This window comes from Rhodopirellula bahusiensis (assembly GCF_002727185.1).
In the GTDB taxonomy this organism is placed as follows: Bacteria; Planctomycetota; Planctomycetia; order Pirellulales; family Pirellulaceae; genus Rhodopirellula; species Rhodopirellula bahusiensis.
The window spans coordinates 217,190-232,720 of the sequence record NZ_NIZW01000010.1; the positions used below are offsets into that span (position 1 = coordinate 217,190).

Annotated in this window: 10 protein-coding genes; 6 read left to right on the forward strand and 4 right to left on the reverse strand. The window is 57.1% G+C overall.

Annotated features, from left to right (window positions below; translation table 11 throughout):
* Positions 1–78: 78 nt before the first annotated feature.
* From CEE69_RS14885 to CEE69_RS14895, 3 genes are all read left to right on the forward strand, one after another.
* On the forward strand, positions 79–2,415 hold the full coding sequence (locus tag CEE69_RS14885) for a HEAT repeat domain-containing protein (RefSeq protein ID WP_099261405.1): 2,337 nt from the start codon (positions 79–81) through the stop codon (positions 2,413–2,415).
* A gap of 51 nt (positions 2,416–2,466) precedes the next feature.
* A complete protein-coding gene (locus tag CEE69_RS14890) occupies positions 2,467–3,537 on the forward strand; it encodes a mannose-1-phosphate guanylyltransferase (RefSeq protein WP_099261406.1) in 1,071 nt (356 codons plus the stop codon).
* Between the two features lie 197 nt (positions 3,538–3,734).
* A complete protein-coding gene (locus tag CEE69_RS14895) occupies positions 3,735–5,759 on the forward strand; it encodes a hypothetical protein (RefSeq protein WP_099261407.1) in 2,025 nt (674 codons plus the stop codon).
* Positions 5,760–5,966: 207 nt separating this feature from the next.
* Here the strand turns inward: CEE69_RS14895 and serA are convergent, their stop codons facing one another.
* Both serA and serC read right to left on the reverse strand, forming a co-directional pair.
* Positions 5,967–7,589, reverse strand: coding sequence for a phosphoglycerate dehydrogenase (gene serA, locus CEE69_RS14900; protein WP_099261408.1), 1,623 nt, complete (start codon positions 7,587–7,589; stop codon positions 5,967–5,969).
* A gap of 48 nt (positions 7,590–7,637) precedes the next feature.
* Positions 7,638–8,789, reverse strand: coding sequence for a 3-phosphoserine/phosphohydroxythreonine transaminase (gene serC, locus CEE69_RS14905; RefSeq protein WP_099261409.1), 1,152 nt, complete (start codon positions 8,787–8,789; stop codon positions 7,638–7,640).
* Between the two features lie 412 nt (positions 8,790–9,201).
* Here serC and CEE69_RS14915 point away from each other — a divergent pair, with 412 nt between their 5' ends.
* Complete coding sequence (locus tag CEE69_RS14915) at positions 9,202–10,545, forward strand: O-antigen ligase family protein (RefSeq protein WP_099261411.1); 1,344 nt, start codon at positions 9,202–9,204, stop codon at positions 10,543–10,545.
* Complete coding sequence (locus tag CEE69_RS14920) at positions 10,542–11,738, forward strand: glycosyltransferase family 4 protein (protein WP_099261412.1); 1,197 nt, start codon at positions 10,542–10,544, stop codon at positions 11,736–11,738. The genes CEE69_RS14915 and CEE69_RS14920 overlap by 4 nt, the downstream gene beginning before the upstream one ends.
* Here CEE69_RS14920 and CEE69_RS14925 read toward each other — a convergent pair.
* Positions 11,677–12,519, reverse strand: coding sequence for an SDR family NAD(P)-dependent oxidoreductase (locus CEE69_RS14925; protein ID WP_099261413.1), 843 nt, complete (start codon positions 12,517–12,519; stop codon positions 11,677–11,679). The two genes, CEE69_RS14920 and CEE69_RS14925, sit on opposite strands and share 62 nt — an antisense overlap.
* Before the next feature lie 252 nt (positions 12,520–12,771).
* Here CEE69_RS14925 and CEE69_RS14930 point away from each other — a divergent pair, with 252 nt between their 5' ends.
* Complete coding sequence (locus CEE69_RS14930; RefSeq protein ID WP_233215249.1) at positions 12,772–14,013, forward strand: CNNM domain-containing protein; 1,242 nt, start codon at positions 12,772–12,774, stop codon at positions 14,011–14,013.
* On the opposite strand, the gene CEE69_RS14935 is transcribed toward CEE69_RS14930, so the two are convergent.
* A complete protein-coding gene (locus CEE69_RS14935) occupies positions 13,914–15,485 on the reverse strand; it encodes a bifunctional folylpolyglutamate synthase/dihydrofolate synthase (RefSeq protein WP_099261458.1) in 1,572 nt (523 codons plus the stop codon). The genes CEE69_RS14930 and CEE69_RS14935 overlap by 100 nt on opposite strands.
* Positions 15,486–15,531 lie beyond the last annotated feature (46 nt).

Consider the following 15,531-nt stretch of genomic DNA (forward strand, 5'->3'; position numbering starts at 1 on the left):
GTAGGTCACTCCCCGCCCGGGAGATCGTTTGCTGATGGCTCGATCTGCCCCGCCCCTTCCCCTCGCCGTTCGGCTTTCATGCTCCTCGCCCTTCAAAATCAACTCAAGCGACCGTTGACTCTGGTCTTCGTTTCATTGGTCGTATTGATCACGGGTGCTGTTGCGGCGGACTATTTCAACGGCCTGCCCAAATCTGCGGTGGCGACCTATGTCGGGCGAGATGCTTGTGTCGATTGTCACCAAACGGAATCATTGGCATTTCAAGGATCGCATCACGATTTGGCCATGGATGTGGCGACCGACGAAACCGTGATTGGCGATTTCGACGATGTGATCTTCGAACATGATGGATTGCAAAACAGGCTGTTTCGGGATGGTGACCGATTCATGATTCATACCGAGGGACCCGACGGTGTGATGCAAGATTTCGAAGTGAAGTATGTTTTTGGAGTCGATCCGCTTCAGCAGTACATGGTGGAGTTTGATCGCGATCCGGAATCCGGCGAAGATGAAATCGGACGTCTGCAAGTTCTTCGAATCAGTTGGGATACACAGAACAAAGAGTGGTTCTACTTGCGTCCGCCGGACGTGCCTGAAAAGCTCGAACCCGATGACCCATTGCACTGGACCGGCGTCGCTCAACGTTGGCAGACGATGTGCGCGGATTGTCACTCTACTAATCTGAAGACCAATCACGATGTCGAGACGCTGACGTATCACACGACGTTTTCAGAGATCGATGTCAGCTGCGAGGCGTGTCACGGACCCGCCAGTCTGCATGTCGAGATGGCTCGTGGGAACTCGTTGTTTTGGGATCGCCACCATGGCTATGGGCTCGCTCAACTGAAGGGCGAAGACACGACCGGGCAATTGGAAGCGTGTGCTCCGTGTCACAGTCGACGCAGCGTGATGGATGCGAACTACAAAGCGGGTGATCCGTTTTGCAGCCACTTCAACTTAGAATTGCTTCGCGGCGACACTTACCATGATGACGGGCAAATCAAGGACGAAGTCTACGTTTATGGATCGTTTGTGCAGAGCAAAATGTTCCACAAGGGTATCCGCTGCACCGATTGTCATGACCCGCACTCGTTGGAATTGAAGCATCCCGGCAATGAGACTTGCACCTCATGCCACCAACACGCGGCCGGAAAGTACGACGTGCCCTCGCACCACCACCATGCTGTTGGATCGGAAGGTGCGAAGTGCGTTAATTGCCACATGCCGCACACGACTTACATGGAAGTGGATCCGCGTCGCGATCACAGCTTGCGAGTTCCCCGGCCGGATCTGTCTGTTTCCATTGGGACGCCGAACGCATGCAGCAGTTGCCATGTGAAGGATCAGCTCGAAAGCATCTCCGCGGACAAACGAGACTCGCTTACGCTGTACCAAGATTGGCTATTGGCCGCTTCGGAAGGCGACGACGAGATTGCCGAAGCAATCTCGAAAACGGATCAGTGGTGCGAGGAAGCTTGTGAGAAGTGGTATGGCGATAACCGTCAGACTCCGGCGCACTATGGCGAGATCTTGGCGGGACTGCGAACGGGCGACTCTGCCAGCGTTTCCAAAGCACTGCGGTATGTGACACAGCCGCCGGAGATCGCTCCGGTGCTGGCTCGTGCGACAACGCTGGATGAGCTTCTGCAGAGCGGTCGTGGCCGAGAAGCGATCTCGGCTGCGAAAACGGTGCTGAAGGATCCGAATGAACATCCGATTCTTCGGGCGACGGCGGCGCGCGTGATGGGAGCAAGCAGTCCATCGGACGCCGTGAAAATTTTGACGCCACTGTTGAAGGATCCTTCTCGGTTGGTTCGCAGCGAAGCGACCAAGGCATTGGTTTCGTCGGGCGGCTATCAGACTCTTTCGGGAACGCGGCAGAAGCAGGCTGATGCAGCGATCGATGCGATCAAAGAGGAGCTGATGGTGGCTTCGGATCGAGCTGGTGCGCACATGGCGTGGGCCTCGCTCAGTGAACAACGTGGGGACTACTTGGAAGCGGTGCAGTCCTATGAGAACGCGATTCGGGTTCAGCCGGAGATGTCCGGTCCGCGGACGAATTACGCCGCGATGCTGGATCAATTGGTGGCTGCCGCTGGCCAGTCCCGAGCGGCTCAGTCAGCGATTGTGCAATTGTTTGGTGGCAGCGGAACGCTCGATGCGTTGATGAAGCAGGCATCTGAGAAAGCCAACCAGCTTCGACTGGATGAACTGCCTTTGTTGGGGCGTGACGCAAAGCTGGCTTCTGACAACGCGGACGTTCAGTACCGATACGGTTTGGCGTTGTATTTGTCAGGTGATTTGCCTGCGGCAGAAAAGCAATTACAACGTGCCGCAGAGCTTGCCCCCGACGTCGAGATCTTCTCCACCGCACTGAAATTGTTGCGGGAACGGATCGATGGCTCGGGACAGTAGCCGCGAAACTCGTCTTTTTATTCAACTTGAACTTCACTCCGGACCCGAATCATGCTTCACGCAATCATCATGGCAGGTGGCAGCGGAACTCGCTTTTGGCCAGCTTCACGAAAAGCCAAGCCAAAGCAGTTGCTCTCGCTCGCTGGCGAACGCACGATGATCCAAGCCACGCGAGATCGGCTCAGTTCCGTGATTCCGGCGGAACGAACTCACGTGCTGACTTCGGTAGCGTTGGTCGACCCGATCGCGGAGCAGTTGCCGGAACTTCGCCGCGAGACGATCGTGGGCGAACCTTGTCGGCGTGACACCGCGCCGTGCGTCGGATTAGCCGCAGCTTTGGTGGCTCACGAAGATCCCGACGCGGTCATGTTGGTTTGCCCGTCCGATCACGTGATTTTGCATCATGACAAATTTGCCGAAGGCGTCCGCCGCGGCGAAGCGGTTTTGGCAGAGCACCCCGATGCGATTGTGACGTTCGGGATCAAGCCTTCTTATCCGGCCGAGTCATTTGGCTACATCCAACGCGGTGAGGTGATCAACGGTCACGAGGCATACCAAGTCAAAACGTTCCGAGAAAAACCGGATGCGGAGACCGCCAAGAAATACCTCGATGAAGGGACGTTTTCATGGAACAGCGGAATCTTTCTGTGGAAAGCTCAAACGATTTTGGATGCTCTCAAACAGCACGAGCCCGCAATGTACTCGCACATCCAAGCGATCTCGGACGCGATTGGGACCGAGCAATATGATGCGGTGCTGCAGAAGGAATTCGCAGCCATTGAAGGCAAGTCGATTGACTACGCTGTGATGGAACGGCACTCGCCGGTCGTGGTCATCGAAGCCCCGTTTGACTGGGACGACGTTGGAAGCTGGCAGGCTGTTTCGCGATTGCATCCGTCAGACGAATTTGGCAATGCCGTCGTTGGAACGCACGTCGGGGTCGATTCCACAGGCTGCATCGTTCATGGGACTCCCGGCCATACCATCGCCACGATCGACGTTCATGATCTGATCGTCGTGCAGACTCCTGATGCGACCCTGGTGGCGCCCAAGACTTCCGAAGAGCGGGTTCGAGAAATCGTTGCTGCGTTGCAAGCCAACGGGGCGGAAGACCGGATCTGATCTCGCCTGCTCACTCGCGGTTGGCTGATTGAATCCCTTTCCAGTTTCCAGTCGTCGGCGGGCGATTGATCTTGTCGTGGAGGCGGGAATCTCGCTATCGATCGGTGTGATGCCCCGTTTTTCAGGGGCATTGCCGTCTCATCAGGCTGGTCTGGGGGCGGCACCTTCCGGTTTTCCGCGTCACACGCAGTGTTTTGATGAACGAACACACCGCCACCCTCTCGTCGCACCGAGGGTCGTTGTCGACTGTCGCCCTGAAGCTCCTGTGGGGCGGCCTCGCTTGCATCGCGACCGTTGCCGGTTCCGCGAACGGCCAAGACGGCTCTGCCAACACGGTCAGTCAGCCCTACCTGGTGTTCGTGTCCGACGAAGGGGCACATCTTCGCTGTGGGCCATCGGGCGAATATTACAAAACCGAATCGGTGCGGCACGGGCAGGAACTCGAAGTCTACGTCGAAACCAGCGAGGGCTGGTTGGGTGTGCGTCCGGTGGAGCAGAGTTTCTGCTGGATCGCCGCCGATGCGGTCAAGCTGAGCCAGCAAGCTCAAACGAAACAAAAGTCCGCGACCGACGTCTTGGGGACCGCCAAGGTTACCGAAGATAAAACTGTCGCCTGGATTGGAACCAACCTCGGTCGAGCACGCCGCTATCGTTGGCAAGTTCAATTGGCTGAAGGCGAAGAAGTCACGATCGTCGGCAGCAGCGAACGCGAAGGACCCGATGGGCCGCAGACTTGGTACCGCGTGGTGCCTCCATCCGGCGAATTTCGCTGGATTCATCGCGATCAAACGGCAGCCACCGCGGAAGCACTGGTTGCCAGCTTGAAGCGTCCCGAACCGGCCCAACATATGTTTCTGCCTGATGGAAACACCGAACCAACGCCCGCTGGCCAGCAACCTCGCGTTGCGATGACGCAGTTCGAAGCCGATGTCGCAAATGAAAATTGGGACCTGGACACTGACTCACATCTTCGAAGCGGTGACGCCGAACGTGCTCACCCGCGTCGCGAATTGGCTGAACGCGTGGCTCGATTGAGTCGCAATGAAGAGCAGGCCCACCCCGGAGCCGAGATTGAAGAGAAAGCCGATCATAACCCACGAAGCCTTTCGGATCGAATCGCTCGTGGCCTGGAGTCCTTGGTCGGCGGCGGATCCGACGAACTGGCTGACCTAGAACCCATCACGCGATCAAGTCGCCGAGTCCCTGACTTGGTTCCGATCGAAGAACACCGCGTCGCGAGTTCCGGATCGATGCCCTTGGATGTTGCCACGGTAGGTTATGACGAGACCGTTCCGGCTACCTCGAACCAATCAGTGCCGCCGAACGAAGCAGTCGTCGGCAGTGGTGTCGTGCAAGCATCTCAGCCCAATACGAATTTGGCTTCGACACCGACACCTGCGGCGTCAACAATTTTGCCAGTGATGCAGGATTCGCGAATGACCATCACTTCGCGTCCCCGGATGGTGGATGGGAATGGATCAATCGCGATGGCCGGTGGACTCACAAGTCCAACGCAGCCGTCTGGCATCCAGCAAGTCTCCGCAATCTTCCCGCCTGCCCCGCCCAAGTTGCGAACCATCGCGGCTGCTCAAATGGAACGAGTGCAGCGAGATGTGGCTAACTCTGATGTGGCATCGTTGCCCGTGTTGTTCTCTAAGTTGATGGCTCGCGGAGCATCGGCACCGGAGATCGGCTTGGTGGCCGAGGCCGCTGAGCGATTGCAATTGCATGCTCTAGCAACTCGTTGCCGGGAATACCAAGGGGTCGCTCAACGTCGCGATGGCGAGACCGTCGTTCAGACGCTGGGATTGCCCACGCCTGTGACGCCGGTTCCAACGATCCATTCACCCGTTTCGCCAATCGCGACGACGGGTGCCGGGATTGGCTTCGGTGCTCAGACGCCAGTGATGACGCCCATTCAATCGACGCTTCCGACTCAGGGCATCGCGAATGTTGCTCATGAAGTTCCCGCTCCTGTGCCGGCTGCCCTGCCCGTTCATGAGGGAACTTTGGTCGAGGTTTATTCCGCCGATCCAACTCGTCCTCCGTACGCGATCACCGATCGTGGCGGTCGTACGCTTGCCTACGTCACACCGGCACCTGGTGTTGATGTGCACTCACACCTGGGAGCAACGATTCGGGTGACGGGTGAAAGTGGGTACCTTAAAGGAATCGACACGCCGCACGTGATGGCGATATCCGCTGATCGCATCGTTCGCTAAGAACGGCGAAGCAAAGCTCTGACTCAAAACGAAAAAGGCTCGGTGGATTACACCGAGCCTTTTTTGATGTTTGCGCGACTTCGAATCGAAGAACAGTCGGCACAGGCACTCAAGAGTAGGCACATGAGCCGTTTGGGCATTTGCCGCGGCAGTGCTTGGGAACCGTGGCCAGCGCCAAATCGGCTCATAGGCCGAAGGGCTTTCTACTCAGCTGAGCCAGCTTGGCAATTGTCCCGCACCGGGCATGTCGATGACTTGGCATTCGGTGATCGCGTCGATCGCGAGCAAGTCGTCGAGGGCAGCGGTTGGCACCTCGCCATCTAGGCTGAGAACGCCGATGGCGGCACCACCGGGAGCATTGCCTTCACGGCCGACGGCCATTTGAGCGATGTTGACTCCGTGGCTGCCGAACGTGGTTCCGACTCGGCCGATGATGCCTGGGACGTCTTTGTGGACGAATACCAACAGTTTGCCGTCCAGGAATGACTCCAAGCGATAGCCGTTGACCAAGATCAAGCGAGGCATGTCGTGGCCAAGGATCGCGGCACCGGCCTGAACCGTTTTGCCGTTTCCGCTGACTTCCGCAGTGATGCTGCTGGTGAAGGCGCCTTTGTCGCCAACCCGTTCGCAGGTGAGTTCGATGCCACGTTCGCGAAGCAACATTTCGGAGTTGATCACGTTAGCGTCTTCCACCACTCGTTCCAGCAATCCAGCGCAGAACGCGTTGTTGAGAACGCGAGTGTCTTTGCTGGAAACTTCACCGCGGAAGGTCAGGCGAGCGTGGTCGATGCCACCGCCGTGCAGTTGGCTGAGGAAGAGACCCAAGCGGTGAGCCACGTTGAGGTGGCCGCGAAGTTCAGCCAGAGTTTTCGGATCGAGCGATGCCACGTTGACGCTGTGACGAATCTCGCCGGTTCGCAGGTAGCTCAGCAAAAGGTGAATGCCTTCCACTGCAACTTGCGTTTGAGCTTCTTCCGTGCTGGCACCCAAGTGAGGAGTGCAGACGACACCGGGCATTCCGAACAGCGGGCTGTCCGTGCAAGGTTCGTTCTCGTAAACGTCGAGAGCAACGCCGCCGAGTTTGCCCGACTTCAAGCCTTCGACCATTGCTTCGGCATCGTAGATTCCGCCACGAGCGACGTTGATGATGCGAAGGCCTGGTTTGACTTTTTCGAGTTGCTCCATGCCGATCAGCCCGCGAGTTTCGGGGGTCAGCGGCGTGTGAACGGTCAGGTAGTCAATCTGCGGAAGCATTTCGTCGACGGTTGCCACGCGGCGAACCTTCAACGATTCGGCTTGGTCATCGGTCAGGAACGGATCGAAGGCGACCACGTCCATGTCGAACGCCTGAGCACGCGAGGCGACTTCGCGACCGATGCGGCCCATGCCAACGATGCCCAAGGTTTTGCCGGCAACCTGGGTGCCCATGAATTTCTTCCGGTCCCAACGACCTTCGACCAAGCTTTGGTTGGCGACGGCGATGTTGCGGCTCATTGCCAGCAGCATCGCGAAAGTGTGTTCCGCTGTGCTGACGGTGTTGCCGGCGGGCGTGTTCATCACGACGATCCCGCGACGCGTCGCCGCTGGTTTGTCGATGTTGTCGGTTCCCACGCCGGCGCGAACCAGAGCACGAAGGCGAGTGTTGCCTTCGAGTGATTCAGGTGTGATGGTCACTCCACTGCGAAGGATCGCCGCATCGAACTCGTTGAGCGACTGGCGAAGCTCTTCGCCTTTGAGTTTGGTGCGAATTTCGTATTCGATGCCTTCGGTGGCTTCGAGTAGATCGATGCCTTCTTGGGCGATGTCATCCAGAACGAGAATGCGATGCATGTTGGGGACTGAGATTGAGGGGGGATGGATGGTTTGTGGGGTGATTGCTTAGCTGTTCTTGCTGGCGAAGTCGTTCATGAATGACGCCAAAGCGTTGACGCCTTCGCGAGGCATCGCGTTGTAAATGCTCGCTCGGATGCCGCCGACGCTGCGGTGACCTTTGAGTGCGGCCAGCTTGTGCTCGCCCGCTTCGGAGATGAACTTTGCGGTCAGGTCGTCGCTGGGCAAGTTGAACGTGACATTCATCAGGCTGCGGCAATCTGTTTGTGCGTGGCCACGGTAGAAGCCGTTGCTGGAGTCGATCACCGAATAGAGTTGCTGCGATTTTTCGCGGTTGATGGACTCCATTTTTTCGAGCCCACCCATGTCATCGCGAAGCCAACGAGCGACTTTGCCGAGCACGTAAATCGCGAAGGTCGGTGGAGTGTTCCATTCCGAGTCGTTGTCGTGGTGGTTCTTGAAGTGCAAGTAACCGGGAATGTTCGGATCGGCTTTCTCGAGCAGGTCCTTTCGCATAATCACGACGGACACGCCGGCTGGTCCCGCGTTCTTCTGAGCACAGGCGTAGAGCAACCCGTACTTTTCGATTGGCAGTGGGCGGCATAGGAAGTCGCTGGACGCATCGCTGACCAACGGCACCGAGTCGGGGCAGTTTGGTTCGGATTGGAACTGAACGCCTTGGATGGTTTCGTTGCTGCAGTAGTACATGTAGGCAGCGTCGTCGGGGCACGCCAAATCGGATGCCGACGGCACGTGGTCGTAGTTCGATTCCGCCGCGTCATAAAGAAGATCGACGTCGCCTTCCTTCTTGGCTTCCTTGACGGCTTTTTTGCCCCACGATCCGGTTTGGATGTATTGAGCTCGTTTGCCGCTGCCGCGAAGCAAGTTGGCGGGGATGGCAGAGAACTGCAGTGTGGCTCCGCCCTGCATGAACATCACCGAATAATCGTCGCTGATCTTCAGCAATTCGCGAATCGTCGATTCTGCATCGTGCAAAACGTCCACGAACAATTTGTCGCGGTGGCTGATTTCCATGATCGACGCGCCCGCGCCGGGGTAGCACAGCATCTCGTCCTGGACTTCTCGCAGCACCGATTCAGGCATGGTGGCTGGTCCCGCCGAGAAATTGAACACCCGTTCGGGGTGGCTGGCGGACGATTTTGCGGAAGTGGTTTGCACACCTTGGGCTGATGCAGTCATTCGAGGCGGCTCGGTTGCATTGGGGTGATGGGAGGAGGTTCCGGAGGGGAAAAGGCCCGATTCCGGAACAAGTTTTGGCGAATTCTAAACTTCGATGCCCAGATGCGGAAGGCAACCCGAAAGCTCGCGAGAGGCTGTTTTGACGCAGATGCGAAGACGAATCAGTCGTGCCAGTTGGATCAGCGACCTCGCGGCAATGAACGTCCTGAATGAGCTCGATCTGGCAGGTGTTTCGGAGCTAAAGGGTGGTGGAAAGCGGTCTTGCCGAAAAAATGGTTGAAATCCGCCCGAAAAGAACGCCGAGTTGGCTCGGAATCAAAACACGCCTTCGAAATACTGCGTGGCCAATTAAGCTGAAGCGTCGCACCTTTTCTGATCCCGCCGGCCTTTTTCGAGTCGTTTCCGCATCGCCATGCTGCATCTCACCCAGCAAATACGAACGGCTTGGAAGGACTCGTCGTTGCTGGCGGTGGCGACTTGGTTTTTGGTCGCTCTATCGACCTTCTTTGGACCGCTCGATATTTCTTCTGACGCCGAGACCATGACGGTCGGCTTGGACGGGCAGGTGGCTTGCAAGTTGTTGGTCGCGGGAATGGCCTTCGTCGTCGGTGCTTATGGCGTGCTGACGTCCGCGAGTGTCCGAGAAACGTTGACAACGTTGCCGCCGGTCATGTTGCTGACGATCCTCTTTCTCGTCGTGTTGGCCACGCCGATTGCGATCAGTGGAGCGTCGTTGGCAGTCGCCTTGATCAACGTCACTTATGTCGCGTTCATCATTGTCGCGTTGTTCACGTTGGGACTGAGAGGCATGGTCACCGCGATATTGGTTGGAGTCGCGGCGACGATGACGTTGGCTTTGTTCTTTTATGTGTTCGTCCCCAAGTACGGATTGTTTCCGGAGTTGCTTGCCGATGGTTTGGTCGTTAACCGAATGTCCGGCACGGCTCATCCCAACGCGGTCGGACGAGCGATGGTGTTAGGCGGGATCGCCACCATGTACTTGGTTCGTCGGGGCACCTTGCAATTGAATGTCGCCGTGCCGCTGGCGGCTTGTTTTGCGCTCGCTGCCTACTTGGCATGGAGTCGCACCGCGTTGGTGGCGGGAGCGTTTGGAATGGGCATTTTATTCTTGGATCGTTTGACCAGTCGCTTGGGTGTCTCAGCGATTGCATTGATTGCGCTGCTGGGAGTGGTCGGTGTCACCTCCATTTATGCGACCGGTCGCGAAGACCACTTCGTTGGCAAGATACTGGCGAAAGTATCCAAGTCCGGCGACGCGGAGGAAATCACCAGCGGAACGGGGCGATCCGAAATTTGGGCGAAGGGCATCAGCTTGATTGCCAACCGTCCGATCATCGGTCACGGTTTCAACGCGGCACCAAGTTTGATGCTGGAGCATTCGCAAGCAACACACAACGCGGTGCTTCATGCATCGCTTGCAGGCGGTTTGATTGCGGGAGCATTGATGGCATGCTTGCTGCTTTGGAACGTGTATCTGATCTTTGGCGGTGAACAGCTTTTGCTTCGTGCCTTTTCCGCTTTCACTGTGTTGTCATGCATGACCGAAGACACAGTGCTTGAGACCTTTCCCGGACCTTGCACGATGGTTTGGTTAGCGTGCATTTTCTATCCGGTGCTGGTCGATGCACGCCAAGTGGACGTGATCGAAGCGGAGCGTTCGCAACGCAAACAAGCGGGCGTGGATGACTCGCAAGCGGACTTCATTGGGCAACCAGGGTTACCGGGGACAACGTGAAAAGGGCTTCGTCGGCAACGGTCGTCTATTTGCTGAACTTCTTCGCCCCCGATGTGATTGCGATTGCGCAAGCGTGGAATGAACGAGTCGGCAAGTTGATCGTCTTGTTGTCGGTTGCGATGGAAGGAAATCGTTCGTGGAAAGCGGAAGACGGTGGATTGGATGTCCGCCAGCAGCGAACTTTGACACGCACGCGAACCGATCATCATCCGAGCGGTTACAGCGATGTGAACTACGTGCATTTCCCCGTCGACACGCTGAAGCAGCTTCGCAGGGCTCGTGCCGACGTGGTGGTTTCGGCGGAACTTGGAATGCGATCGATGATGGCGGCAATGCATTGTGCTCGCTCGGGTTGGTTCGGCTTTCGTAAGCGACGGTGTCAGTTGATCATTGCGGTTAGTACATCACCCTGGATCGAGGAAAGCCGTTCGGGTTGGTTGCGAAGATCACAGCGGTCATGGTTGCTCTCTCGAGCGGATCGAGTGACTTATCACGGTCCCGAGTGCAAGCAATGGTTGATTGAACTTGGAGTGCCGGAATCTCGGTTGGCTCCGTTTCATTACGCGGCCGACCCCACCAAAATTTACAAGGGAAATCTGCTGAACCAATCCGCCGATCGAGTACGCGTCCTGACGGTCGGTCAGCTGATCGATCGCAAGGGCGTTCGCGAAGGACTGGCGAACATGATCGATGTGGCTCGGCAGTCTTCAGGTGTGCTGATCGAATGGACTTTGATCGGCGGAGGGCCTTTGTTGGCGGAATTGCAAGCGACCGCGACGCCGGACAACTTGATCGTTGATTGGCGAGGCAATTGCGACGCGGAACAAATTCGCGAAGCTTACCGCGACCATGAAGTCATGTTCTTTCCGACCCGAGGCGATGAATGGGGGCTGGTCGTTGACGAAGCCCTGCACAGCGGATTGGTTGTGATTGGAAACGAACGGGCCCAAGCCGTGACCACGCTGATTCGCGATGGCGAAAACGGTTGGCAGTATGAAATCGACGATGCGGACTCACTAGGCAACGCACTGAATGCGTTTGCAAAACTGAACGCCGACGATCGTTTGGAAATGCGAAAGCAAGCCCGGTTGTCGGTGGCGGATCGGACACCAGAAGCTTCCGCCGATCAGATCACGAATTTGATTGATGAGTTGTTGACGGAGCGTCAAAGCGACGATTCCAACCACCGTTGACGTTGATGTTTTGACCGGTGACGAAGCTATTCTCCGGAGCGACCAAGTAAGCAACCGCTTCGGCGATGTCTTCGGGGCGGCCCCATCGATTCATCAAGGATTGCTGCTTCGCGCGATCGTCCCAGTAACCTGACGTCGTTTCTCCCCAAGCTGTTTGCGTCCATCCGGGCGAGACCGTGTTGACTCGCACGTGAGGTGCCAGCGTTTGTGCCAGCGATGCCGAGAACGCCATGACGGCTGCTTTGACGGGGCCGAACATCATGCCCGCATCGCCTTCCATCCCGTGCGGAGCCTGGTCCCACCCAATGAAGACAATGGATGGTGCGATGGGATCGCTTGATGCCTGTGTCTCGGTTTGCTGCTTCAGTCGATTGCCGACCAATCGAGAAAGTGCGATCGTGCCTTGGACGTCGACGGCGAGCAGTTTTTGAAGCTTCTCGTCGAACGACCGTTCGGAGGCGGCACCGGTCAGCACATCCAAGCCGGCGTTGTTGACCCACGTTCGTATGCTGCCGAGCGTTTCGAAAGCTTTGTTCGCCAAACGTGTCACGTCGTCCGCGTTGGACAGATCCGCCGCGATGATATCGGCGTCTTGACCTTGTTCACGGATCGCTTCGGCGGTGGATTCAGCTCCGTCGCGATTTCGGCAGTAGTGAACCAAAATTCGCGAGCGTCTGGATGCGGCCTGCTCGGCTGCCGCCAATCGAATCGCGATCGCCCGGCCGATACCGCTGGAGGCACCGGTGACGACGATTCCGGAAGGGATCGATGGTTCAGGCATGACAAAGCTCGAGCGACAAAAGGTGTTTGGCCGGAGTGACGTTGGGATGAGAGGCAGGAAAGCTTAACAATCGCGACGAGACGAGAAACCGGTTCGGGCGGACATGCTCGCATCCTCACGAGTCATTGTCGCATTGGATTGAGCGTGAAAGAGCGATCGAATTGCAGGTTCCAGTGGGCGGTTACGAGACTCGTGTGTGCTGTATGATGGCCAAGCCAGAGACCAGTCTCCTTCTCATTGAATTCGTTCGACATGCTCCTGCTGATCTATCTCGTCGCGGCCATTGGCTTTTCCTTTTACTGCAGTGTGGCGGAGGCGGTGTTGCTGTCGATTTCGCCCTCCTTCATTGCCACGCTGGAAAAGACCAAGCCGATTGCCGCCAAAAGGCTGAGTCGTCTGAAAGCCAACATCGACCGCCCACTGGCGGCGATTCTGAGTTTGAACACGATTGCTCACACAATTGGAGCCGCGGGCGTCGGTGCGGAAGCGTCCAAGTTGTACGGAGACACCGCCTACGGTGGTCACGCCGTTGGCATCGCCAGCGCTTTGATGACGCTGTTGGTGTTGGTTTTCAGCGAGATCATTCCAAAGACGATCGGTGCGTTGTACTGGCGGACGCTTGGCCCGATGGTGGCGGCTTCGGTCGGATACCTAATCGTCTTGTTGTATCCACTGGTTTGGATGAGTGAGCAGTTGACCAAGGTGTTGTCGGGCGGCAAGAGCCACCACACACTCACCCGAGATGAATTGTCCGCGATGGCAGAGATCGGCGCTCAACAAGGCGTATTAGATGATCACGAATCGCGAGTGTTTCAGTCGTTGATGCGTCTGCCCGATTTGACGGCTCAAGACATCATGACCCCACGCGTGGTCATCATCGCCTATCCCGAAACGATGACCGTTGGTGATTTGCTCGAAAAAGCATTGCCGGATCAAGCGAAGCAACAAGATCCGGGGAACAGCGACTCCAAAGGCGATGGACCTTCGGCGTCCGGCCCTTCGATGCAAGCGGGCGAAGTAGTGAACATGCCAGTTTCGCGAATTCCGATTTATGACCAGCAGCTCGATCGAATCACTGGATTCGTTCTAAAAGTCGATCTGTTGCTCGCTCACACGCGAGGTCAATCGGATCGAATGCTCAAAGAATTTTCGCGGCCGGTCGCGGTGGTGCGGCACAATCGTCCGTTGCCGAAACTGCTAGAAATTCTTTTGGAAGGACGCCACCACTTGGCGATGGTCAGCGATTCGTATGGCAGCATCGTCGGATTGGTGACGCTGGAAGACTTGGTGGAAACGCTTCTCGGACTGGAAATCGTTGACGAATCGGACACGCAAGTTGACTTGCAGCAGTACGCTCGCAAGCGATGGGAAGAACGTGCCGCTCGAATTGGGATTCAGCCGCTCGAAGAACCGCTTGCTGCCGGCGAAGCGTTGGTTGAACCCGGCGATGAAGCTTCCGAATCCGGTGAGACCGACGACGAGCAGCATCGCTGAACCAACCACGGGCGGAGTTCCGCGGCCAGGAAGAACGAGCCGCAGATCACCAGGACTTCTCCCGCCGCCAGCGAATCGATCGCGTTCTGGATTGCCGAAATCGGGTTTTCGAATTGCGTTAGTTGACTCGTGTCGAGGCCGGCATCCAACGCCGTTTGGTGCAAGTCGTTCACTGGCAGGTAGCGAGGGTTGCCCTCGTATCGCGTGAGCGTCCATCGGTGGAAGTGCGGCTGCATTCTTTGAAGCATAGCCAGTACATTTTTGTCGCCGCTGGTGCCGAACAAGCAATGCCGTTGTCGCCCTTCCATGCGGTGATTCAATACGTTCAGCATCGCCTCGATCGAGTCGGCGTTGTGAGCGGTGTCCAACAACACCACGCGATCATCGGGTAAATCGAATCGTTCCAAGCGAGCTTCGATCTGCAGTGTCGCGAGGCATTCATGGATGCGTTGCTCAGCCCGAAGCTTTCGCGTGACTTCGGGCAATGAATCCACCAAAGCCAAGGCGATGGCGGCGTTGCGAACCTGGTGGGTTCCTTCGAGTTTCAGGTCGATGTTGGTCTCCGCTGGCATCCAATCGCCGAGTCCACGAATGCGGAAACTGCTGCCCCAGCGTTTGTCCGAGTCGGAGTTTGGTTCAATTTGGATATCAGTTTCGAGGTGCGACAGCAACGCTCCAACCTGTTCGGCGATCTGAGTGATCACGTTTCGCACCGGACCGGAGGGGACTCCGTTGATGGCCGGGGTGGAGTGTTTGAAGATGCCGGCTTTCTCGGCAGCGATCAATTCGACTGTGTCACCCAGCACATTTTGGTGGTCCAGTCCGATGCTGGTGACCGCCGTCGCGTGACTTTGAAAGACGTTCGTGCTGTCGAGGCGTCCGCCCAGTCCTGTTTCCAAGACCCAGATGTCACACCGTCGGCGATGGAAGTGTTCGATCGCCATCGCGGTGGTCAATTCGAAGAACGACGGGCCGCCAATTTTCGCGGCGGCCATCGCATCGACGATCGGACGCATCGAATCGATCAGTCCGATCATCTCTTCCGGAGTGGCGATTTCACCATCGACTCGGAAGCGTTCTTCCAAATGCACCAAGTGCGGCGATGTGTACAGCCCGACTCGATAACCAGCTGCCTGAAGCAGTGCGGCGACCATCGTGGCGGCGCTGCCCTTCCCTTTCGTTCCAGCCAAATGGACGATTTGAACGTTGGCGGAATCGCGTGACTTGGTTGCTGATTTTGCGGACGCCGAAACATCCGTGGAGGAATCTTGCTCACTGGATGGGGGGCCGGCGGAGGATTCGTTCGGATCGACCGCGAGGTGTTGACCGTGGTCCAGTCGGCGGATCAGATCTCGCATCCGATCCAAAGTGAAACGGTATCGCGAACCGGAGGTTGCCAGCTTTTCGTAATCAATTCGGTCGACCAACCAACCGAGCGCGGCTTGGTAGGCTTCACTTTCTCGCGAGATCACGGTCGATCTGCTTTCGATCTCTGAATCATCGTGATCGGGGTGAATT